At 58.6% G+C, this 18,850-nt stretch carries 20 protein-coding genes and 1 pseudogene; 8 read left to right on the forward strand and 13 right to left on the reverse strand.

The window, feature by feature from the left end; all coding sequences use genetic code 11:
• The first annotated feature begins 54 nt into the window (after positions 1-54).
• On the forward strand, positions 55-963 hold the full coding sequence (locus KBP52_RS11070) for a DMT family transporter (RefSeq protein WP_212622746.1): 909 nt from the start codon (positions 55-57) through the stop codon (positions 961-963).
• Positions 964-1,084: 121 nt separating this feature from the next.
• On the opposite strand, the gene KBP52_RS11075 is transcribed toward KBP52_RS11070, so the two are convergent.
• Positions 1,085-1,948, reverse strand: a complete 864-nt coding sequence (locus tag KBP52_RS11075; protein ID WP_212622747.1) for a DMT family transporter — start codon at positions 1,946-1,948, stop codon at positions 1,085-1,087.
• Between the two features lie 96 nt (positions 1,949-2,044).
• Positions 2,045-2,209, reverse strand: coding sequence for a hypothetical protein (locus KBP52_RS11080; RefSeq protein WP_212622748.1), 165 nt, complete (start codon positions 2,207-2,209; stop codon positions 2,045-2,047).
• Between the two features lie 190 nt (positions 2,210-2,399).
• Between KBP52_RS11080 and KBP52_RS11085 the strand changes: the two genes are divergently transcribed.
• Both KBP52_RS11085 and KBP52_RS11090 read left to right on the forward strand, forming a co-directional pair.
• Complete coding sequence (locus KBP52_RS11085) at positions 2,400-2,927, forward strand: hypothetical protein (protein ID WP_212622749.1); 528 nt, start codon at positions 2,400-2,402, stop codon at positions 2,925-2,927.
• Positions 2,924-3,124 (forward strand): hypothetical protein, encoded by a 201-nt coding sequence (locus tag KBP52_RS11090; RefSeq protein ID WP_127926226.1) that lies wholly within the window; start codon positions 2,924-2,926, stop codon positions 3,122-3,124. The genes KBP52_RS11085 and KBP52_RS11090 overlap by 4 nt, the downstream gene beginning before the upstream one ends.
• Before the next feature lie 57 nt (positions 3,125-3,181).
• Here the strand turns inward: KBP52_RS11090 and KBP52_RS11095 are convergent, their stop codons facing one another.
• Both KBP52_RS11095 and cysK read right to left on the reverse strand, forming a co-directional pair.
• Positions 3,182-4,120 carry an aspartyl/asparaginyl beta-hydroxylase domain-containing protein gene (locus tag KBP52_RS11095; protein ID WP_212622750.1) on the reverse strand — a complete coding sequence of 313 codons (939 nt, stop codon included), beginning with the start codon at positions 4,118-4,120 and terminating at the stop codon, positions 3,182-3,184.
• 184 nt (positions 4,121-4,304) lie between these two features.
• Positions 4,305-5,279, reverse strand: a complete 975-nt coding sequence (cysK, locus tag KBP52_RS11100; RefSeq protein WP_077571562.1) for a cysteine synthase A — start codon at positions 5,277-5,279, stop codon at positions 4,305-4,307.
• A gap of 127 nt (positions 5,280-5,406) precedes the next feature.
• Between cysK and KBP52_RS11105 the strand changes: the two genes are divergently transcribed.
• Entirely contained in the window at positions 5,407-6,483 is a 1,077-nt protein-coding gene (locus tag KBP52_RS11105; protein ID WP_077571561.1) for a DUF748 domain-containing protein, read from the forward strand.
• A 16-nt stretch (positions 6,484-6,499) separates the two neighbouring features.
• Here KBP52_RS11105 and KBP52_RS11110 read toward each other — a convergent pair.
• Positions 6,500-6,748: pseudogene (locus KBP52_RS11110) on the reverse strand (DUF2442 domain-containing protein); the annotation flags it as partial.
• A 279-nt stretch (positions 6,749-7,027) separates the two neighbouring features.
• On the opposite strand from KBP52_RS11110, the gene KBP52_RS11115 reads away from it, so the two are divergent.
• Together KBP52_RS11115 and KBP52_RS11120 are read left to right on the forward strand one after the other, a co-directional pair.
• Positions 7,028-7,873: a MoxR family ATPase gene (locus tag KBP52_RS11115; protein WP_007911294.1), complete on the forward strand. Its 846-nt coding sequence runs from the start codon at positions 7,028-7,030 to the stop codon at positions 7,871-7,873.
• Between the two features lie 12 nt (positions 7,874-7,885).
• Positions 7,886-9,064, forward strand: a complete 1,179-nt coding sequence (locus KBP52_RS11120) for a VWA domain-containing protein (RefSeq protein WP_007911295.1) — start codon at positions 7,886-7,888, stop codon at positions 9,062-9,064.
• A gap of 61 nt (positions 9,065-9,125) precedes the next feature.
• On the opposite strand, the gene KBP52_RS11125 is transcribed toward KBP52_RS11120, so the two are convergent.
• The 5 genes from KBP52_RS11125 to KBP52_RS11145 form a co-directional block, all read right to left on the reverse strand.
• Positions 9,126-9,674 carry a hypothetical protein gene (locus tag KBP52_RS11125; protein WP_212622751.1) on the reverse strand — a complete coding sequence of 183 codons (549 nt, stop codon included), beginning with the start codon at positions 9,672-9,674 and terminating at the stop codon, positions 9,126-9,128.
• 118 nt (positions 9,675-9,792) lie between these two features.
• A complete protein-coding gene (locus KBP52_RS11130) occupies positions 9,793-10,710 on the reverse strand; it encodes a biotin-dependent carboxyltransferase family protein (RefSeq protein WP_123594767.1) in 918 nt (305 codons plus the stop codon).
• Complete coding sequence (pxpB, locus tag KBP52_RS11135) at positions 10,707-11,411, reverse strand: 5-oxoprolinase subunit PxpB (protein ID WP_212622752.1); 705 nt, start codon at positions 11,409-11,411, stop codon at positions 10,707-10,709. Before pxpB ends, KBP52_RS11130 begins: the two co-directional genes overlap by 4 nt.
• A complete protein-coding gene (locus KBP52_RS11140) occupies positions 11,408-12,160 on the reverse strand; it encodes a 5-oxoprolinase subunit PxpA (protein ID WP_212622753.1) in 753 nt (250 codons plus the stop codon). Before KBP52_RS11140 ends, pxpB begins: the two co-directional genes overlap by 4 nt.
• A 62-nt stretch (positions 12,161-12,222) precedes the next feature.
• A complete protein-coding gene (locus KBP52_RS11145) occupies positions 12,223-13,509 on the reverse strand; it encodes an MFS transporter (RefSeq protein ID WP_212622754.1) in 1,287 nt (428 codons plus the stop codon).
• Positions 13,510-13,668: 159 nt separating this feature from the next.
• On the opposite strand from KBP52_RS11145, the gene KBP52_RS11150 reads away from it, so the two are divergent.
• Positions 13,669-14,580, forward strand: a complete 912-nt coding sequence (locus tag KBP52_RS11150) for a LysR family transcriptional regulator (protein ID WP_212622755.1) — start codon at positions 13,669-13,671, stop codon at positions 14,578-14,580.
• Positions 14,581-14,689: 109 nt separating this feature from the next.
• On the opposite strand, the gene KBP52_RS11155 is transcribed toward KBP52_RS11150, so the two are convergent.
• Genes KBP52_RS11155 through KBP52_RS11165 form a run of 3 tightly spaced genes read right to left on the reverse strand, consistent with a single transcriptional unit; the run spans position 14,690 to position 16,535 of the window.
• Positions 14,690-15,232 carry a DUF2937 family protein gene (locus tag KBP52_RS11155; RefSeq protein ID WP_007911321.1) on the reverse strand — a complete coding sequence of 181 codons (543 nt, stop codon included), beginning with the start codon at positions 15,230-15,232 and terminating at the stop codon, positions 14,690-14,692.
• A 13-nt stretch (positions 15,233-15,245) separates the two neighbouring features.
• Positions 15,246-16,022, reverse strand: coding sequence for a class II glutamine amidotransferase (locus tag KBP52_RS11160; RefSeq protein WP_008085906.1), 777 nt, complete (start codon positions 16,020-16,022; stop codon positions 15,246-15,248).
• A 15-nt stretch (positions 16,023-16,037) separates the two neighbouring features.
• Positions 16,038-16,535 carry an MFS transporter gene (locus KBP52_RS11165; RefSeq protein ID WP_212622756.1) on the reverse strand — a complete coding sequence of 166 codons (498 nt, stop codon included), beginning with the start codon at positions 16,533-16,535 and terminating at the stop codon, positions 16,038-16,040.
• Between the two features lie 226 nt (positions 16,536-16,761).
• On the opposite strand from KBP52_RS11165, the gene KBP52_RS11170 reads away from it, so the two are divergent.
• Complete coding sequence (locus tag KBP52_RS11170; protein WP_212622757.1) at positions 16,762-18,816, forward strand: S9 family peptidase; 2,055 nt, start codon at positions 16,762-16,764, stop codon at positions 18,814-18,816.
• Positions 18,817-18,850 lie beyond the last annotated feature (34 nt).

The raw sequence follows: 18,850 nt of genomic DNA on the forward strand, positions 1-18,850 counted from the left end.
CTTCGTCAGGGCGCTCGGCAACACTCTCGTCCCGATCAAGGAAGGAGACCCGCCGTGAGCCCTGTCGATATTTTCCGTATGTTGTCGCTGGCAGCCATCTGGGGCGCGAGCTTTCTTTTCATGCGCATTATTGCGCCGGTGATTGGCACGATTCCGACCGGGTTCTTTCGCGTATCGATTGCGGCCGTTGGCCTGCTGGTGATCCTCGGGCTGATGCGCGTGCGCTGGGATTTCAAAGGCAAACTGAAAACCGTGATGCTGCTGGGCGTGATCAACTCAGGGATTCCGGCGACGCTGTATTCGGTTGCTGCCCAGGTTTTGCCGGCCGGTTATTCGGCGATTTTCAACGCCACCACGCCGCTGATGGGCGTGCTGATTGGCGGATTGTTCTTCAGTGAAAAACTCACCGCAGCCAAACTCGGCGGGGTGTTCCTCGGCCTGTTCGGTGTTGGCGTGCTGACCCGCGCCGGTCCCGTGGCATTTGACATGCAGCTGTTGATGGGCGCCCTCGCCTGCTTGCTGGCGACCACTTGTTATGGTTTTGCCGGTTTCCTCGCGCGTCGCTGGCTGGATCAGGCCGGTGGACTGGACAGCCGATTGTCGGCGCTGGGCAGCATGCTCGGTGCGACGTTGTTCCTGTTGCCGTTGTTCGGCTACAGCGTGATCACGTCACCGCCGGTCAGTTGGGGCGGCTGGAATGTCTGGTTGTCGCTGTTGGGCCTGGGTCTGGGCTGCACGGCGTTTGCCTACATCATTTACTTCCGCCTGCTCAGCTCGATCGGCCCGGTGAAATCGATGACGGTGACCTTCATGATTCCGCCGTTCGGGGTGTTGTGGGGGGCTTTGCTGCTGGATGAGCCGTTGTCGATGGCGCACATTTATGGCGGGGTGTTGATTGCTGCGGCGTTGTGGTTGGTGTTGAAGCCGGCGGTAGTGAAACCTTCGCAGGTAACAGCCCGCTAGACTTCTGGCGCTGCTGAAATGGCTATCGCGAGCAGGCTCACTCCTACAATTGGAATGCGTTCCCCTGCAGGAGTGAGACTGCTCGCGATCGGCGGCCTAAAAGCCGCCACCTGACGATCTGTTACCCCCTTTCACGAAACACAAATGCCAGGCCGACCACAATCAACAGCATCCCCAGCACACTCAACGCCGCCAGGCGATTGCCGAAAATCAGATAGTCCATCACCGCCGTCACCGCCGGCACCAGATAGAACAGACTGGTGACATTCACCAGATTGCCCCGCGCGATCAGTCGATACAGCAACAACGTCGCCAGCACCGAGACCACCAGCCCCATCCACAACACCGGCACGATAAAACCTGTGCTGTGTTCAAAATGGAACGGCTGAAACGGCACGAAAATCCCGCACAACAACAGCCCGGCCAGATATTGCACCGGCAGTGTACCGAGGGGATTGTCGGTGATGCGTTTCTGCATGATCGAGCCCAGCGTCATGCTCGCCAGCGCCAGCAGACCAAACAGCATCCCCGCCCATGACATCCCGGCCAGACCGATGCCCTGATAAACCACCATGATCAGACCAGCCAGCCCCAGCGCCAGCCCGAACATCCGGCTCGCGGAGCGCTGCCGCTCCATCAACACCACGGTGAGAATCGGCTGCACGCCCATGATGGTCGCCATCACGCCCGGAGTGACTTTGGTGTTGAGCGCCAGTAGATAGAAAATCTGATAGGCCCCCAACAACACCACACCCGTGGCAATCGCAAACAGCATCGGTTTGCCGCCCTTGGGCAGCTTCAGCTTCAGCAACGGCGCCAGCAGCACGAGTCCGCAAAAGGCAATCGCGAAACGAATCAACAGAAAGGCAAACGGCGAAGCGTGGGCCAAACCCCATTTGGAGAAGATCGCACCGCTGCTCCACAGCAGAACGAACAGGCTCGTGGACGTCGCCGCGAGCGCGGATTTTTTCGACAGGACAAACATGAATACCACCTGTAGTCAGGCAAGAAGCCAACTCAGCCGAAGCTGAAATTCAGTAGGTTTTTCTGGCGGGCGGCAGGACTCAGCAGACAGCGCTGATCAGCCCGAAACGCCAACGCCCGGCGGTGATACGACTGCGCACACCGGCGTGCTACTGACAGGTGGGGGGTAATGACTGATCTGCTTGGGCTGCTGATTCCCGCACGGCACGACGCCAGCGTTGACCGCTGAATCGACTACCGCGTTGATGAGGGATACAGGCATTTGCGCAGATCTTTTTTGAGAGGGTGGAAGGTGAGGCATACGACTCACGAGCGCCGACTATAACCAGCGTGGGACATGGATTGCAATGATTTGGACAAAGGGCCAGTAGCGACGGATGCATGAGAGCTGCATAGGCTGTTGAGCAACCGCAACACCTATCGATGGGGAGACATGGAATGCTCGAAATCATATGCCAAGGGAACGGAGTTATCTGCGCTATCAGTTGTATCGGTCAGAGGCGAGAAAGGCGACTAGTATCACCACCAAGAAAATGCTTTTTCATGAGGGAGCAGACTTTTCGAAAGTACGCTTCGAAGCCATCGATGCTCAGGCAATGAGTGCTTTTGAGCTTTGGGATAACCCGCATTTTTCCTGGGGAGATGTCGTCACTTGGAAGACCCGAGAACCCTTGTCTCTGGATGTCGCGATCTGGTTTGAACAAGAGCTCCGCGGGCTGTGTTTTGTCATTCCAAACAATAGCCGTCAGCGAATTCGAATCGTGCGGCTAGAGGGAAGGCCAGGGGAAGCGCATCCACTTAAAAACCGTATCGCGGCGTTGGCGATGCTGGCCATTGACGAATTTGCCCAAATTATTGGCAGCAGATTGATTGAAGTTCAGGAGCCCATGCAAGGAGCCATTCCGAAATATAGACAGCTCGGCTTCACATTTGATTTGGATGGCCGGCTTGTGCTCGCAGTGGAGGGTAAAGTATTGTGAAAACTGTTCAATTAATGATCAGCGAGGGCAAAAAAATGCGTAAGGTTGTTAAACGAGCCCCCTCGAAAAAGGGATCACGCAAAGCCGATGAAAAGCTGGGGGATTTAGTGTTATCCACCAACCAGCAACGATTTCTGCAAGTTCTTGTCGATGGCATTGACGTAGATGAACCCAACGTTCTCGCTGGGCGGCGCTGAATCGCAGGCAATAAAAAACCGCTCACAAGGAGCAGTTTTTTATTACAACATCCAGCCTTAACCAAACAGCCAATACCCCAACAACGTCAACACCGCCACTGCCAGCACCGGCCGCATCACGCGGTAGGCTTTCGGATGACGACGTTTCCACTGTTTGACCACGCCACTGAACTTGTCACTGAAGTTCTTGCTCCAGGCATAGGCCTGGTTGATCCCGCCTACGCGTTCATCATCAAGGTTCTGCGGTGCGGTGGCACGGCCGAGCCAGGCGCTGATCGCGCGATTGATGCGGGTCATGAGGCGATTGCTCAGCGGACGCTCGACGTCGCAGAACAGGATCACACGGGTTTGATCAGTTTCGTTCTTGACCCAGTGCACGTAGGTCTCGTCGAACATCACGTCTTCGCCGTCACGCCAGGCGTAGACCTGACCATCGACGAAGATCCGGCAATCATCGGAGTTTGGCGTCGACAAACCGAGGTGATAGCGCAGCGAGCCGGCAAACGGATCGCGGTGCGGGTTCAGGTGACTGCCACCCGGCAGCAACGCAAACATCGCACCTTTGACGTTGGGAATCGCACTGACCAGCGCCACGGTTTTCGGGCACAGGGTTTCAGCCGACGGCAGCGGTTTGTCGTACCACTTGAGGTAGAAACGCTTCCAGCCCTTCTTGAAGAACGAGCCGAAACCGGCGTCGTTGTTCTTTTCCGCCGCGCGAATATAGCCTTCGTCGAACAGGTGCATGGCCTCGTCGCGAATGGTTTCCCAGTTGTCGCGCAGTACGTCCAGTTCCGGGAATTTGCTGCGATCCAGGTACGGCTTGGACGGTACGCCGGAGAACAGGTACATCAAGGCGTTGTACGGGGCGAACAGCGCCGAGTGGTTGACGAACTGGCGCAGAACCGGCAAACGCGCCTTGCCGCGCAAATGCACATACAGGATGCTGCCCACAAACAGCAGCAGCACCAATACCTTGGCGGCTAACGAAAAGGTCATCAACGACTCCTTGAATAAAGACAACGCTGCGCAATGCCCGTTACCCGGCATGGCAGCCGGCCATGATAAACACTACCGGCGCCGGGCAAAACCCGCCTTACACAAGATTCAGTGTTAAGAATTGCGCAACAAAGCATTTATTAGCATAACGATCCTGAACCCTGGCTGACCTGAATCAACTGGATTACTGCTGAGTCTCCTGCTCAGTGAACAGATCGCTGAACAGCATGCTCGACAGATAACGCTCACCGGAGTCCGGCAGAATCACGACGATGGTCTTGCCCTGCATCTCCGGCGTCTCTGCCAGTCTCACCGCTACCGCCATTGCGGCACCGCAGGAGATACCGCACAAAATCCCCTCTTCCTGCATCAAACGCAGGGCCATGGCCTTGGACTCTTCGTCAGTGACCTGCTCGACCCGGTCAACCATCGACAGATCCAGGTTCTTCGGCACAAAACCGGCGCCGATCCCTTGAATCTTGTGCGGGCTCGGTTTGATCTCTTCACCGGCCAGCGCTTGGGTGATTACTGGCGATGACACCGGCTCCACCGCTACCGACAGAATCGGTTTGCCCTGGGTATTCTTGATATACCGCGAAACACCGGTGATGGTTCCGCCGGTGCCAACGCCCGCTACCAGTACATCGACGGCGCCGTCAGTGTCGTTCCAGATTTCCGGACCGGTGGTCTTTTCATGGATGGCTGGGTTGGCCGGGTTATCGAACTGCGATGGCATGAAGTATTTGTCAGCATCGCTGGCAACGATTTCGGCCGCCTTCTCGATTGCGCCTTTCATGCCCTTGGCCGGCTCGGTCAAAACCAGTTCGGCGCCCAGAGCCTTGAGAACCTTGCGACGCTCGATGCTCATCGAGGCCGGCATGGTCAGCATCAATTTGTAACCACGAGCGGCGGCGACGAATGCCAGACCGATCCCCGTGTTACCCGACGTCGGCTCGACAATGGTCATGCCCGGCTTGAGTTTTCCGCTGCTTTCGGCGTCCCAGATCATGTTGGCGCCGATCCGGCACTTGACCGAGTAACCGGGGTTGCGCCCCTCGATCTTGGCCAGGATAGTCACGCCGCGCGGCGCGATACGGTTGATCTGCACCAGCGGCGTGTTGCCGATGGAATGGGCGTTGTCAGCAAAAATACGGCTCATGGCTGGGTCCTTATGCAGCATTGAATTCAGCCTTCCAAGGTATGCCTGTTGCCTGGCGCAGTCCAGTCGGGTCGAACGTCTGCGCGGCGTAACAGTCAATCGCTTACATCGTCTGGGAATTGCCGTCATGAAGCGTCGCTACAGTTGGCCACTAGGGATTTTCGCCGTCGTCGTTGTGTTGCTGATCGCGCTGCACATCGCCCTGCCCTACATGGTGCGCGACTATCTGAACGGCAAACTGGCGGACATGGGTGACTACCGGGGTCAGATCACTGATGTCGATCTGGCCCTATGGCGCGGCGCCTACAAGATCAATGGGCTGAAAATCGTCAAGGTCGACGGCAAGGTGCCGGTGCCGTTCGTCAATGCACCGCTGATCGATCTTGCGGTCAGCTGGCATTCGCTGTGGTACGACCATGCTGTGGTGGCGCAAGTGAAATTCGTCAATCCCGAGATCAATTTCGTCGATGGCGGGGCCAACAAGCAGAACTCCCAGACCGGTCAGGGCACTGACTGGCGCGCGCAATTGGGCAAGTTGCTGCCGATTACCCTCGATGAAGTGCAGATTCACGACGGCAAGATCAGCTTCCGCAATTTCAATTCAAAACCGCCGGTCAACATGAACGCCACCAACGTCGACGCGAGCATCTACAACCTGACCAACGTGGTCGACAAGCAGGGCAAACGTGACGCCCGTTTCGAGGGCAAAGCGCTTTTGCTCGGGCATGCCCCACTGGAAACCACTGCCACCTTCGACCCGCTGAGCAATTTCGAGGACTTCCAATTCCGCCTGCGCGCCAAAGACATCGAACTCAAAAGCATGAACGACTTCGCCTCGGCTTACGGCAAGTTCGACTTCAACGCTGGCCACGGTGATGTGGTGATCGAAGCCCAAGCCAAAAAGGCCCAGGTCAACGGTTACATCAAGCCGCTGCTGCGCGACGTCGAAGTGTTCAACTGGCAGCAAGATGTGGAAAACAAGAACAAGAGCATCTTCCGCTCGGTCTGGGAGGCCATCGTCGGCGGCTCGGAAACCGTGCTGAAGAACCAGGCGAAAAACCAGTTCGCCACCAAGGTCGAACTCAGCGGCAACGTCCATCAGCAAAATATCAGCGCATTCGAAGCGTTTTTGCAGATTTTGCGTAATGGTTTCGTACAGGCATTCAATGCCCGGTATGAGCGGCCGAAGCCGGATGCGGGTTAGAGTTCATCTCTGGAAAAGCATCCAGATATAGAGTATCGGCGCCAATCTGAATATCCGGGGCCGGCCATTCAACGGTCCAACCTTTATCGCCCAAAATGGCAGTCGCAAAGACTTGGGGATCAAGCAAGGGCTGCAACTGCTTACACGTTTGAATATCTCGACTCAAATCGAGTGTCAGCGCTCGACCATCAACAAAGTCCAGTGTAAGCCGGCAATCAGAGAGTGCAGTAACAGCCGCCAAACGTGGTCGTTTCATGGATAGCATCAATTCAGCGCCTCCAGGCACATGGGGACTGCTTCGCAGCCCTGCGGGAGCAAGCTCCCTCGCCACAGATTCAGTGGACATCCTGAAGGCTATCGCCAAATCAACGAGGCCTGAATACTGGCCATCGGCCGAGACTGAGTCAACATGTGACGCCCCATTCAGAGACTGAATAAGCCGTCTGCGTTCACAGTCGACCGGCCTGCGCGTTATAGTCGGGCATCCGATTATTTCGCCCCCGCCCTGCCCGTCAGGTCGGCGTTACCGTTCGAGGATTAGCAGATGAAGTTCGAAGGCACCCAGGCCTACGTCGCCACCGATGACCTGAAGCTGGCGGTCAACGCCGCCATCACCCTGGAGCGGCCGCTGCTGGTCAAGGGCGAACCGGGCACCGGCAAGACCATGCTCGCCGAGCAACTGGCCGAATCGTTCGGCGCCAAGTTGATCACCTGGCACATCAAGTCCACCACCAAGGCCCATCAGGGTCTGTACGAGTACGATGCGGTCAGCCGCCTGCGCGACTCGCAACTGGGCAATGAAAAAGTCCACGACGTGCGCAACTACCTGAAAAAAGGCAAGCTCTGGGAAGCGTTCGAGTCCGAAGAGCGGGTCATTTTGTTGATTGACGAAATCGACAAGGCTGACATCGAGTTCCCTAACGACTTGCTGCAAGAACTCGACAAGATGGAGTTCTACGTTTACGAGATCGACGAGACCATCAAAGCCAAGAAGCGCCCGATCATCATCATTACCTCCAACAATGAAAAAGAGCTGCCGGACGCTTTCCTGCGCCGTTGCTTCTTCCACTACATCGCCTTCCCCGACCGCACCACCCTGCAGAAAATCGTCGACGTGCACTACCCGGACATCAAGAAGGATCTGGTCAGCGAAGCGCTGGACGTGTTCTTCGATGTGCGCAAGGTGCCGGGCCTGAAGAAGAAGCCGTCGACCTCGGAACTGGTCGACTGGCTGAAGCTGCTGATGGCCGACAACATCGGCGAAGCGGTGCTGCGCGAGCGCGATCCGACCAAAGCGATTCCGCCGCTGGCCGGCGCGTTGGTGAAGAACGAGCAGGACGTGCAGCTGCTTGAGCGCCTGGCGTTCATGAGCCGTCGCGGCACCCGCTAAGAGGCTGATGCCATGTTGCTCAACCTGTTCAATGAAATGCGTGCCGCCAAGGTGCCGGTGTCGGTGCGCGAGTTGCTCGACCTGATCAACGCGCTGAAACAGCGCGTGACCTTCGCCGACATGGACGAGTTCTATTACTTGTCGCGGGCGATTCTGGTCAAGGACGAACGCCATTTCGACAAGTTCGACCGCGCGTTCGGCGCCTACTTCAATGGCCTCGAAAAGCTCGATGATCACTTGCAGGCGCTGATTCCCGAAGACTGGCTGCGCAAGGAGTTCGAGCGCTCGCTGAGCGACGAGGAACGCGCGCAGATCCAGTCCCTCGGCGGTCTGGACAAGCTGATCGAAGAGTTCAAGAAACGTCTGGAAGAACAGAAGGAACGCCACGCCGGCGGCAACAAATGGATTGGCACTGGCGGCACTAGCCCGTTCGGCTCCGGTGGTTTCAACCCGGAAGGCATTCGGGTCGGCGATGCCGGCAAGCGTCAGGGCAAAGCCGTGAAAGTCTGGGATCAACGCGAGTACAAGAACCTCGATGATTCGGTGGAACTGGGCACGCGCAATATCAAAGTCGCCCTGCGCCGACTGCGCAAATTTGCCCGCCAAGGCGCGGCAGAAGAGCTGGACATCGACGGTACCATCGACCACACCGCCAAGGATGCCGGTCTGCTGAATATCCAGATGCGCCCCGAGCGCCGCAACACGGTGAAGCTGTTGCTGCTGTTCGACATCGGCGGTTCGATGGACGCCCATGTGAAGATCTGCGAGGAACTGTTCTCGGCCTGCAAGACCGAGTTCAAGCATCTGGAGTATTTCTACTTCCACAACTTCGTTTACGAATCGGTGTGGAAGAACAACATGCGCCGCACCTCCGAGCGCACGTCGACCCAGGATCTGCTGCACAAGTACGGCGCCGACTACAAAGTGATTTTCATCGGTGACGCCGCCATGGCGCCCTATGAAATCACCCAGGCTGGCGGCAGTGTCGAGCACTGGAACGAAGAGCCGGGCTACGTGTGGATGCAGCGCTTCATGGAGAAGTACAAGAAGCTCATCTGGATCAACCCGTATCCGAAAGATACCTGGGGCTATACCTCATCGACCAATATCGTGCGGGATCTGATCGAGGATCAGATGTATCCGTTGACGTTGCGCGGGCTTGAGGAAGGGATGCGCTTTTTGTCCAAATAACGGCCAAGGGTTCCCACGTGAGCGTGGGAACCCTCAATTCCGTGCGAAATCGGCGGCCGTTTTACCAACCTGTTGCGAGATAGGAATTGCAGAGCCTGTCCATAAAAATGGTGTCCTGAATCGCCGGCCCGACAGAGGCAGTTTTTTGCCCGCGACGTCTCGTTTTCCCTTTGGCGACCACTTTCGTCCCGCCGTTTGCCAGCTCTACCCTACGAGCTTTCTCAATATCCGTTTCAGAACTCAGGGTCGTTTCACTCTTCATCTCGCCCTCTGGCGACAGAAAACGAAACCTGACCCGGGTCGCCTCCGTTTCACTGTTGTTCCCCTCGGCAATCAGTTCCATGGATTGACCACCTGCCTCTGTGCGGTGATTCCAGTGAAACATTCGCATCATGTCGACGGTTGCGGTGGACATGAATGTCTCGATACGCGCAACGATGTCCTGATGACCGGCATCTTCGGCGTCCAGTCGTTGCACATTGTAGAAACGATCGACGCTCGCCCGATAAACCGGCACGCTGCCCACATCCTCATAAAAACCGACAATGTGCCCATCGACACAGTTCGCACACTCGCCCTCTGACTGGGCCATCACTTTCATAAAACGCATCTGTAACTTCCTTGTAAAAGATGAAGACCGATAGTTCCACACCTCCTCGACGCGTGATGTAGGGCAACTTACCAAAGCGTCAGGAAACGTCTCGGTCTTCAGTCCGAAATAAGGACAATTACAAGTAGGACTTCAGATAGTTGATATGGTCGTGCCATGCACGCTCTTGCATGACAGGTGTGAAGCGCACCTTGTCACCCGGCAGACGCTGCGCCAGCCTCGCCAGCGCCAACGGCGTCAACGCGCCCAAGCGTGGATAACCACCAATGGTCTGGCGATCATTGAGCAAGACGATCGGCTGCCCGTCCGGCGGCACCTGCACTGCGCCGAGCGGAATGCCTTCGGAAATCATCGGTTGCCCCTGATAGTGCAAGGCGCTGCCCAACAAGCGAATGCCCATGCGATCTGCGCGACTGTCCAGTGACCAGGATGTATTGAACACGTCAAACAGGCTCTGCCCGCTGAACTGGCCGATCTGCGCGCCGAGTACCAGATCCAGCGCTGCATTCGATTTCAAATCCGGCCGTAACGCCAAAGGCACTTCACGAAGCGACAGCGATTCACCGCGATAGCTCAGCGCCGCCCCCTTGGCCAGCGGCAAGCCTAGGCCATCCAGACCACCGAGCTCCTCGCGCACCACTGTCGCGCTACTGCCCAAGACCTTGGGGGCCTCGAAGCCGCCGGGCGCCGCCAGATAAGCCCGGGCACCGAGCAACGGTTGCGTGAACAGCAACTTCTGTCCTTTACCCAACTTGAAACTGCGCCACGGCGCCAGCGGTTGACCCTCAATCTGCGCGCCAAGATCAGCTCCGGCCAGCGCCAGCAAGCAGTCCTCCTCGGCGATGACGGCAAAGCCGCCGAGGGTGATTTCGATCACCGGCACATCCAGTCCGTTGCCCAGCAACCAGTTGGCCCAGCTCATTGAGCACCAGTCCGCCGCGCCGCCCTGGGTAACGCCCAGATGGCGCACGCCGAAACGTCCTGCATCCTGCAACAGACAGAGCGGTGTACTCGCTTCAATCGTCAGTCGGCTCATGCCTGCACCTCCAGTGGCGTGTCATCGCCGCCCAGATTGACGAATTCGGCGTGACTGACCACTTCGAATCGCACCGTGTCGCCGGGTTGCATCAGGCTGTAACCATCGCGATTGCGGTCGAACAGTCTGGCCGGAGTGCGACCGATCAGGTTCCAGCCGCCGGGTGATGCCACGGGATACGCAGCGGTCTGGCGCTCGGCAATCCCGACGCTGCCTGCAGCAACTTTTTTTCGTGGGGTATTCAGACGTGGCGCGGCCAGAATCTCTTCGACCAGGCCCATAAAGGCGAAGCCCGGTGCGAAACCCAGGGCAAACACCTGATACTCCCGCGCACTGTGGCGCCGGATCACCTCCGTCACCGCCAGACCGCTGCGCTCGGCGAGCAAGCTCAACTCAGGGCCGACGCTCAAGTCATACCAGACCGGCAGCACATGGCACTGGCCAGCCGTTCGCGTATTGGGCGACAGGTCGATCAACGCTTCAGCGATCAATTCCCGCGCCTGACCCGGACTCAGTGCAGTCAAATCGTAATGCACCATCAGCGTCGTATAGGAAGGCACCAGATCGATCAGTTGCTCACCGAATGCCGTACGCAAGCGCTCACTGGCGGCGAGCATCCACGGCATGTTGGTTTCGGCGATTTCATCGAACAGACGCAGCATCAGGCAATCCAGTGCCACCACTTCAATCCTTGGGTTCATGGCGCGCTCTGCTGATTCAAGGCCTCGCGAATGCGTTGCACGGCGGCGACCGAACTGGCGTTGTCGCCGTGCACGCAGAGGGTATTGGCGTGCAGCAGCAAGGCGCTGCCGTCGCTGGCGCTGAGGCTGTCGCCACGGGCGATGGTCAACGCTTGCTCGATGATCTTCTCGGGATCGTGATGCACCGCGCCCGGCAATTGTCGTGAAACCAGTTTGCCGGCACTGTCGTAAGCGCGGTCAGCGAAGGCTTCGAACCACAACGTCACGCCGTACTCATCGCCAATCTGCTGCGCAGCCGAATTGTCGCGAGTGGCCATCAGCATCAGCGGCAGGCTGCGGTCGTAAGCGGCCACGGCCTGAATCACCGCACGCAGTTGCGCCGGGTTGGCCATCATGTCGTTGTACATCGCGCCGTGGGGTTTGACGTAACTGACGCGCCCGCCCTGGGCCTTGCAAATGCCATCGAGGGCACCGATCTGGTAATGCAGGATGTCTTGCAGCTCTTGCGCCGAATACGCCATGGAACGGCGACCGAATCCGACCAGGTCCTGATAGGCCGGGTGCGCGCCGATCTGCACGCCGTGGCTCAACGCCAGGCTGACGGTCTTGCGCATGATGCTCGGGTCGCCGGCGTGGAAACCACAGGCCACGTTGGCGCAATCGATGAAGGGCATGACCTCGGCATCCAGACCCATGGTCCAGCTGCCGAAACTCTCGCCAATGTCGCAATTCAATAGCAGGCGGCTCACGGTGAACACTCCTGTAGGTGCTTGTCTTTTTATCTGTAGGACTGTGCTGCGCAGGTTATCAGTTACTGCGCATCGAGTTGCTTGCCACGGGTTTCCGGCAGGCTCAACGCCGCGATAATCACCACGCCGTAAGACACTGCGGCAAAGGCACCAATGCCTACGCTCAACGGTACTTTCTGGCTGAGCAGACCAATCAGCAGCGGAAACAATGCCGCCAGCGCCCGACCGATGTTGTAGCAAAAGCCCTGCCCCGAACCGCGAATTCGCGTGGGGAACAGCTCGGTCAGAAACGCGCCCATGCCGCTGAAAATCCCCGAGGCGAAGAAGCCCAGCGGGAAGCCCAGCCACAGCATCACGCCGTTGCTCACCGGCAGCTGCGTGTAGAGCAGAACGATGGTGAACGAGCCGACCGCGAAGAGGATGAAGTTCTTTTTCCGTCCCAGCAGATCAGTCAGGTAGGCGCTGATCACGTAACCGACGTAGGAGCCGACAATCACCATGGCCAGATAGCCGCCGGTGCCGAGTACGCTCAAGCCACGTTCGTTTTTCAGAAAGGTCGGCAGCCAGGAAGTGATCGCGTAATAGCCGCCCAGAGCACCGGTAGTCAGCAGCGAAGCGCGAAACGTGGTGAAGAGCATGCCGGGGGCGAAGATCTCGTAAAACTTCGACTGAGTCTCCGGCGCTTGTTGGGCCTTGGCCTCGCGATAGATCTCCGGATCCTTGACCAGACGACGGACGAAAATCACGAAAATTGCCGGCACGATGCCGAGGATGAACAGCGCCCGCCAGGCATCTTCCGGCGGCAGCACCGAGAACAGCAGCGCATACAGAATCGCCGTCAGTCCCCAGCCCAGCGCCCACCCGGATTGCACCATGCCCACCGCTTTGCCACGGTCCTTGGCACGGATCACCTCGCCGATCAGCACCGCACCGGCGGTCCATTCGCCGCCGAAACCGAAGCCCATCAAGGTGCGAGCGATCAATAATTGTTCGTAGTTTTGCGCGAAGCCGCAGAGGAAGGTGAAGAAGGCGAACCACAGTACGGTCAGTTGCAGGGTGCGCACACGACCGATGCGGTCAGAGAGAATCCCGGCGACCCAACCGCCAATCGCTGAAGCAATCAGCGTGCTGGTATGAATCAACCCCGCTTCGCCGGTGGTGATGCCCCACATCGCAATCAGTGTCGGCACGACGAAGCTGAGCATCTGCGTGTCCATGCCGTCCAGACCGTAGCCGATCTTGCAGCTCCAGAACGTTCGGCGCTCCTGCTGGTTGATGTTGCGATACCAGTCGAACGGCCCCGGACGCGCCGGTGCCGTGGATGTTTCTAGGGTGTCGGGAGCACGCATGGCTTATCTCCGCAGGTTTTTTATTGGTCTTGTTCGTAGCCCCGACGACGCCTATCGTGGGGACCGGATGCGTCGATTTTTCGTCGCGCAGCCCTGCTGCGTCCAACGAATAAAAACCCGCCTTAGCCATAAGAAAAATTTGTCACCCGAGCCTTGCCCATGAACCTGAAGTTTCTCGAGACCTTTGTCTGGGTCGCCCGCCTGAAGAGTTTTCGCCTGACCGCCGATAAGCTGTTCACCACCCAGGCGTCGATTTCCAGCCGCATCGCGGTACTGGAAGGTGAGCTGGGGGTGAAGCTGTTTTTGCGCGATTCACGCGGTGTCAGCCTGACGCCCGAAGGCCTGAAAGTGCTGGAGTATGCCGAGCAGATGCTCGACACCATGTCCGCCCTGAAACAGTCGATCGAGACCCGCTCGAGCAAGGTTGGTCGCGTCCGTATCGGCGTAATGGACACGGTAATCCACACCTGGCTCAGCCCGTTGGTGGCGCAGATGACCGATCTGTACCCACGGGTGGAAATCGAGCTGGTGGCGGATACCTCGCTTAACCTCTGCGATCAGCTGCAAAAAGGCTTCCTCGATATCGTTCTGCAAACCGACCTGATCCGCCATGAAAGCGTGCGCAGTCTGGAGCTGGCCAGCCATCCGCTGGGCTGGATTGTCGCCAGCAATTCGATCTACAACCGCGACTACGCCGACCTTGCCGAACTGGCGCAGGAACGGATCATCACCTACTCGAAAAACTCCCGGCCGCATCAGGATCTTCTGGCGTTGATGCAAGCCAATGGCGTACTGGCGCCACGTTTGAATTGCGTGAACTCGGTGTCGGCGATTACCCGGTTATTGCGTGATGGATTTGGGATTGGTGTGCTGCCGCCAGTGTTGGTGGCTGAGGAATTGGCGCGGGGGGAATTGACGTTATTGGATATTGATCAGCGACCGCCAAACCTGCAGGTGGTGGTGTCGTGGCGGGTGGGCGTTGAGTGGGTCGAGGAGATTGTGACGTTGTGTCAGCAGGTGCTGGGGGCATATGCGCACAAGGTGGGCAAGGACTACATCGCTTTAAGTTGATCGTTCCGACGCTCCGCGTGGGAATGCAGCCCGGGACGCTCCGCGTCCCTCGAAAGCCGAACGCGGAGCGTCCGTTGAGGCATTCCCACGCAGAGCGTCGGAACGATCATCAGAGACCGCGCACATCGCGGTCTTCAATCGGCCGGCTCTGGCGCAGACGTCGGCCACCGAGCACGACCCAATCGATCAAGCGGAACAGGCATTCAATGCCGAACGACAGCAGCAACGCGCCGCTCATGCCCCAGATCATCGCTTCCGGGGTCAGCAGGATCTGGTAGCTGTAGCCGTTCCAGGTTTCCTTGCGGATATCCGGATCGGCGGCCAGCACCACTTGCAGGAAGCGGATGTACCACGGGCCTTGCATCGCCTGGAACTGCTTGTCCAGCGCGATCTGACGGCTGAGCAAAGTGCTCAGGCTGTCGGCATCGCTGCGAAACACCGGATCTTCACTGGCGCGGTAATGCGCGACCAGCGCCTGCATATCACCCTTGAAAAACTGCTCGGCGGTGCCCTGAAAACCGCGCAGACCAGTCTGCGCTTCAATCAGATGCGCCTCGACGCGTTTCGCGTAATCATTGATGAAACCCGGCACCTGGACACCGATCAACAGGCCCGCCGCAAACAACACCAGCCGTACATAACTGAGCAACATGGGGTGCAATCCTTTATTCGGTCTTGCCCTGGCTGACGCATTCGCCGCGTCGCCACAGGCTCCATTGGCCCGGTTCGTAGCGGGTCCAGGTTTCGTTTTCGGTCAAAGGCTCGGTAGCGATCACGGTGACCACGTCGTTGGGCGTGGTTTCCGCCTGGAAATCGACGATCACGTCGACATCCTTCAGACGCGCCGGGCCGAACGGTGCGCGGCGGGTGATCTGTGCGAGTTTGGTCGAGCAATAGCAGAACAGCCAGTCGCCATCGCTGAGCAGGCAGTTGAATACGCCTTTGCTGCGGTATTCGGCGCACGCGGCGACCAGATCCGGCAGCAGCGCTTCTATATCGACCGGCTCCGGGAATGCTGCACGCACACGGTTAAGCAAATCGCAGAACGCCGCTTCGCTGTCGGTATCGCCGACCGGGCGGTAGAAACTTTTGATCGGGGTGAAATCGGCGAGCTGGCCGTTGTGCGCGAAACACCAGTTGCGCCCCCATAGCTCGCGGACGAACGGATGGGTATTGGACAGGCAGACCTTGCCGACGTTGGCCTGGCGGATGTGGCCGATGACCACTTCGCTCTTGATCGGATAGCGCTGCACCAGATTGGCGACTTCCGACTCGCAACTCGCGGCCGGGTCCTGAAACAGGCGCAAGCCACGGCCTTCATAGAAGGCAATGCCCCAGCCGTCGCGGTGCGGGCCAGTGCGCCCGCCGCGCTGCATCAGGCCGGTGAAGCTGAACACGATATCGGTCGGCACGTTGGCACTCATGCCCAGTAATTCACACATGTGCGGACTCTCGGGTTACAGGCGCGGCTCGACCCGCATGCGCTGCGGATTGTTCGGCACTGGCGGGCGACCGTAACGGTCATCACCGGCACCGCCAAACGGTTGATCATCGTCGCGGTCATCGGCGCGCGCGGCGGCCTTGGCGGCTTCGGCCTGTTCCCGGCGCGCCTTCGAAGCACGTTCGAGCGGGAAACGGATCAGCACGAAAATCAGGTAGATGCCGAAAGCGATCATGCCGTACATGAACAGATCGGAGACTGCACGCCAGGCGTTGTTGCCAACCTTGAAGGCCAGATCCAGCGCGGTGATGGCAATGGACGGCGCAACCTTGGCTTTCACCGGATCAATGATGGTCGGGCTGAACAGCAACACCGCCATCAGCACGCGCAGCGGTTCGCGCAACCAGCGCCACATCCAGGTAGTCAGGCGCATCCATACCAACAGGCAGCCCACAGCGGCAAAGGCGTAGAGGCCCCAGGCGATCAGATAGTCGTTCTCGGTCATGGTGTCCATGGCAAGGCAGGCAAAGAGGCGCTTATAGTAACGACTTTTCGCCCGTGCGGCTTGTCCCAATAGACATGCGACCTGTGGGAGTGAGCCTGCTCGCGATGACGGACAGCCTGACAACATTGATGTTGAATGTGCCGGCCTTATCGCGAGCAGGCTCACTCCTACAGGGTCTGCGGCGGTTTCAAGCGCTGCGAAAACCCTTATTCCGTACATTGTCCGAGAGCCTTCCATGCCCCAATCCGCCAACGTCATCAGTGCCCCGATTGCCCACAAGGCGCCCGGTGCCGACCCGTATGCCTGGCTGCAGGAGCGCGACACCGACGCGGTGCTCGATTACCTCAAGGCCGAAAACGCCTACCAGGAAGCGCAAACCGCCGATCAGGCTGAATTGCGTGAAAACCTGTTCGAAGAGATCAAGGGCCGGATTCTGGAAACCGACCTGTCCCTGCCCTCGCCGTGGGGCCCGTACCTGTATTACACCCGCACCACGGCAGGCGACGAATACGCACGGCACTACCGCTGCCCACGCCCGGCGGACGACAGCCTGAGCCTCGACGAAAGCCGCGAACAATTGCTGCTCGACCCGAATGTGCTGGCCAACGGCGGGTTCTTCTCGCTTGGTGCGTTCAGCATCAGCCCCGATCATCAGCGCCTGGCCTACAGCGTCGACGCCTCGGGCGATGAGATCTACACGCTGTTCGTCAAGGAACTGGCCAACGACAAAGTCAGCGAACTGGAATTCGAAGATTGCGACGGCAGCATGACCTGGGCCAACGACAGCCTGACGCTGTTTTTCGGCGTACTCGACGACACCCATCGCCCACACAAACTGTTCCGCTATCGCCTCGATGGCACCGCTGCCGAAGAGGTGTTCCACGAGCCGGACGGGCGTTTCTTCTTGCACTGCTACCGTTCCAGTTCCGAACAGCAACTGCTGTTGTCGCTGGGCAGCAAGACCACTAGCGAAGTCTGGGCGCTCGACGCCAATCAACCGCACCTGCCGTTCACTTGCCTGGCGCCACGGGTCGAGGATCATGAATACGATGTCGATCACGGTCTGCTCGATGGCGTGTGGACGTGGTTCATCCGCACCAATCGTGACGGCATCAACTACGCCCTGTATCAGGCACCGGACAGCGGCACCGCGCCGACCGAAGCCGACTGGCAGAACCTGATCCCCCACAGCGACACGGTGATGCTCGATGGCGTCAGCCTCAACACCGAGGCCATGACCCTGAGCCTGCGCGAGGGTGGCCTGCCGATCATCGAAGTTCACCCACACGGTCTGACGCCTTATCGCGTGCAATTGCCGGACGCGGCCTACAGCCTGTATGTGCAAAACAGCCTGGAGTTCGAGAGCGACCGTATTCGTCTACGTTACGAAGCGTTGAATCGCCCGGCACAGGTGCGCCAGTTGATCTTGGCGAGCGGCGAACAAACCGTTTTGAAAGAAACCCCGGTGCTCGGCCCGTTCGACGCCGACGCCTACGTCAGCCAGCGCCTGTGGGCGACCGCGCCGGACGGTATGCAAGTGCCGATCAGTCTGGTGATGAAACGCGAAATGGTTGGCAAAGCGGTGCCGCTGTATCTGTATGGCTACGGCGCTTACGGCTCGAGCCTTGATCCGTGGTTCTCCCACGCCCGTCTGAGCCTTCTGGATCGTGGCATGGCCTTCGCCATTGCTCACGTGCGTGGCGGCGGTGAATTGGGCGAAGCCTGGTATCGCGCCGGCAAGCAGGAACACAAGCACAACACCTTCAGCGACTTCATTGCCTGCGCCGAGTTCTTGATCCTTAACGGCATCACCACCGCTGAAAAACTGGCAATCAGTGGCGGCAGCGCGGGTGGTCTGCTGATTGGTGCGGTGTTGAACCAGCGCCCGGATCTGTTCGCCGTGGCAATTGCTGAAGTGCCGTTCGTCGATGTGCTCAACACCATGCTCGACCCGGATCTGCCACTGACCGTCACTGAATACGACGAGTGGGGCAACCCTGAAGAGCCGGAGGTTTACGAACGAATCAAGGCTTACGCGCCGTACGAAAACGTCAGTGCGCAGGATTATCCGGCGACGCTGGTAATCGCCGGCTACAACGACAGCCGCGTGCAGTACTGGGAAGCGGCCAAGTGGGTGGCGAAATTGCGCGCGACCAAGACTGACGACAATGTGCTGTTGCTCAAGACCGAGTTGGGCGCCGGGCATGGCGGGATGAGTGGGCGTTATCAGGGATTACGTGACGTAGCACTCGAATATGCATTTGTTTTCAAGGTTTTGGGTCTGGCCTGAGGAACTCCGTTGGTCACTTGGGTCTTAATTGCAG

The sequence above is a fragment of the Pseudomonas sp. SCA2728.1_7 genome (assembly GCF_018138145.1).
Taxonomy (GTDB): domain Bacteria; phylum Pseudomonadota; class Gammaproteobacteria; order Pseudomonadales; family Pseudomonadaceae; genus Aquipseudomonas; species Aquipseudomonas koreensis_A.

What these genes read in the sequence shown, in the direction of transcription:
- KBP52_RS11145 (WP_212622754.1), bottom strand. Translation starts at nt 13,509, where the DNA reads ATGCGTGCTCCCGACACCCTAGAAACATCCACGGCACCGGCGCGTCCG.
- KBP52_RS11115 (WP_007911294.1), top strand. Translation starts at nt 7,028, where the DNA reads ATGAAGTTCGAAGGCACCCAGGCCTACGTCGCCACCGATGACCTGAAG.
- KBP52_RS11160 (WP_008085906.1), bottom strand. Translation starts at nt 16,022, where the DNA reads ATGTGTGAATTACTGGGCATGAGTGCCAACGTGCCGACCGATATCGTG.
- KBP52_RS11120 (WP_007911295.1), top strand. Translation starts at nt 7,886, where the DNA reads ATGTTGCTCAACCTGTTCAATGAAATGCGTGCCGCCAAGGTGCCGGTG.
- KBP52_RS11165 (WP_212622756.1), bottom strand. Translation starts at nt 16,535, where the DNA reads ATGGACACCATGACCGAGAACGACTATCTGATCGCCTGGGGCCTCTAC.
- KBP52_RS11150 (WP_212622755.1), top strand. Translation starts at nt 13,669, where the DNA reads ATGAACCTGAAGTTTCTCGAGACCTTTGTCTGGGTCGCCCGCCTGAAG.
- KBP52_RS11170 (WP_212622757.1), top strand. Translation starts at nt 16,762, where the DNA reads ATGCCCCAATCCGCCAACGTCATCAGTGCCCCGATTGCCCACAAGGCG.
- KBP52_RS11075 (WP_212622747.1), bottom strand. Translation starts at nt 1,948, where the DNA reads ATGTTTGTCCTGTCGAAAAAATCCGCGCTCGCGGCGACGTCCACGAGC.
- KBP52_RS11125 (WP_212622751.1), bottom strand. Translation starts at nt 9,674, where the DNA reads ATGCGTTTTATGAAAGTGATGGCCCAGTCAGAGGGCGAGTGTGCGAAC.
- KBP52_RS11155 (WP_007911321.1), bottom strand. Translation starts at nt 15,232, where the DNA reads ATGTTGCTCAGTTATGTACGGCTGGTGTTGTTTGCGGCGGGCCTGTTG.
- KBP52_RS11080 (WP_212622748.1), bottom strand. Translation starts at nt 2,209, where the DNA reads ATGCCTGTATCCCTCATCAACGCGGTAGTCGATTCAGCGGTCAACGCT.
- pxpB (WP_212622752.1), bottom strand. Translation starts at nt 11,411, where the DNA reads ATGAACCCAAGGATTGAAGTGGTGGCACTGGATTGCCTGATGCTGCGT.
- KBP52_RS11095 (WP_212622750.1), bottom strand. Translation starts at nt 4,120, where the DNA reads ATGACCTTTTCGTTAGCCGCCAAGGTATTGGTGCTGCTGCTGTTTGTG.
- KBP52_RS11130 (WP_123594767.1), bottom strand. Translation starts at nt 10,710, where the DNA reads ATGAGCCGACTGACGATTGAAGCGAGTACACCGCTCTGTCTGTTGCAG.
- KBP52_RS11105 (WP_077571561.1), top strand. Translation starts at nt 5,407, where the DNA reads ATGAAGCGTCGCTACAGTTGGCCACTAGGGATTTTCGCCGTCGTCGTT.
- cysK (WP_077571562.1), bottom strand. Translation starts at nt 5,279, where the DNA reads ATGAGCCGTATTTTTGCTGACAACGCCCATTCCATCGGCAACACGCCG.
- KBP52_RS11085 (WP_212622749.1), top strand. Translation starts at nt 2,400, where the DNA reads ATGCCAAGGGAACGGAGTTATCTGCGCTATCAGTTGTATCGGTCAGAG.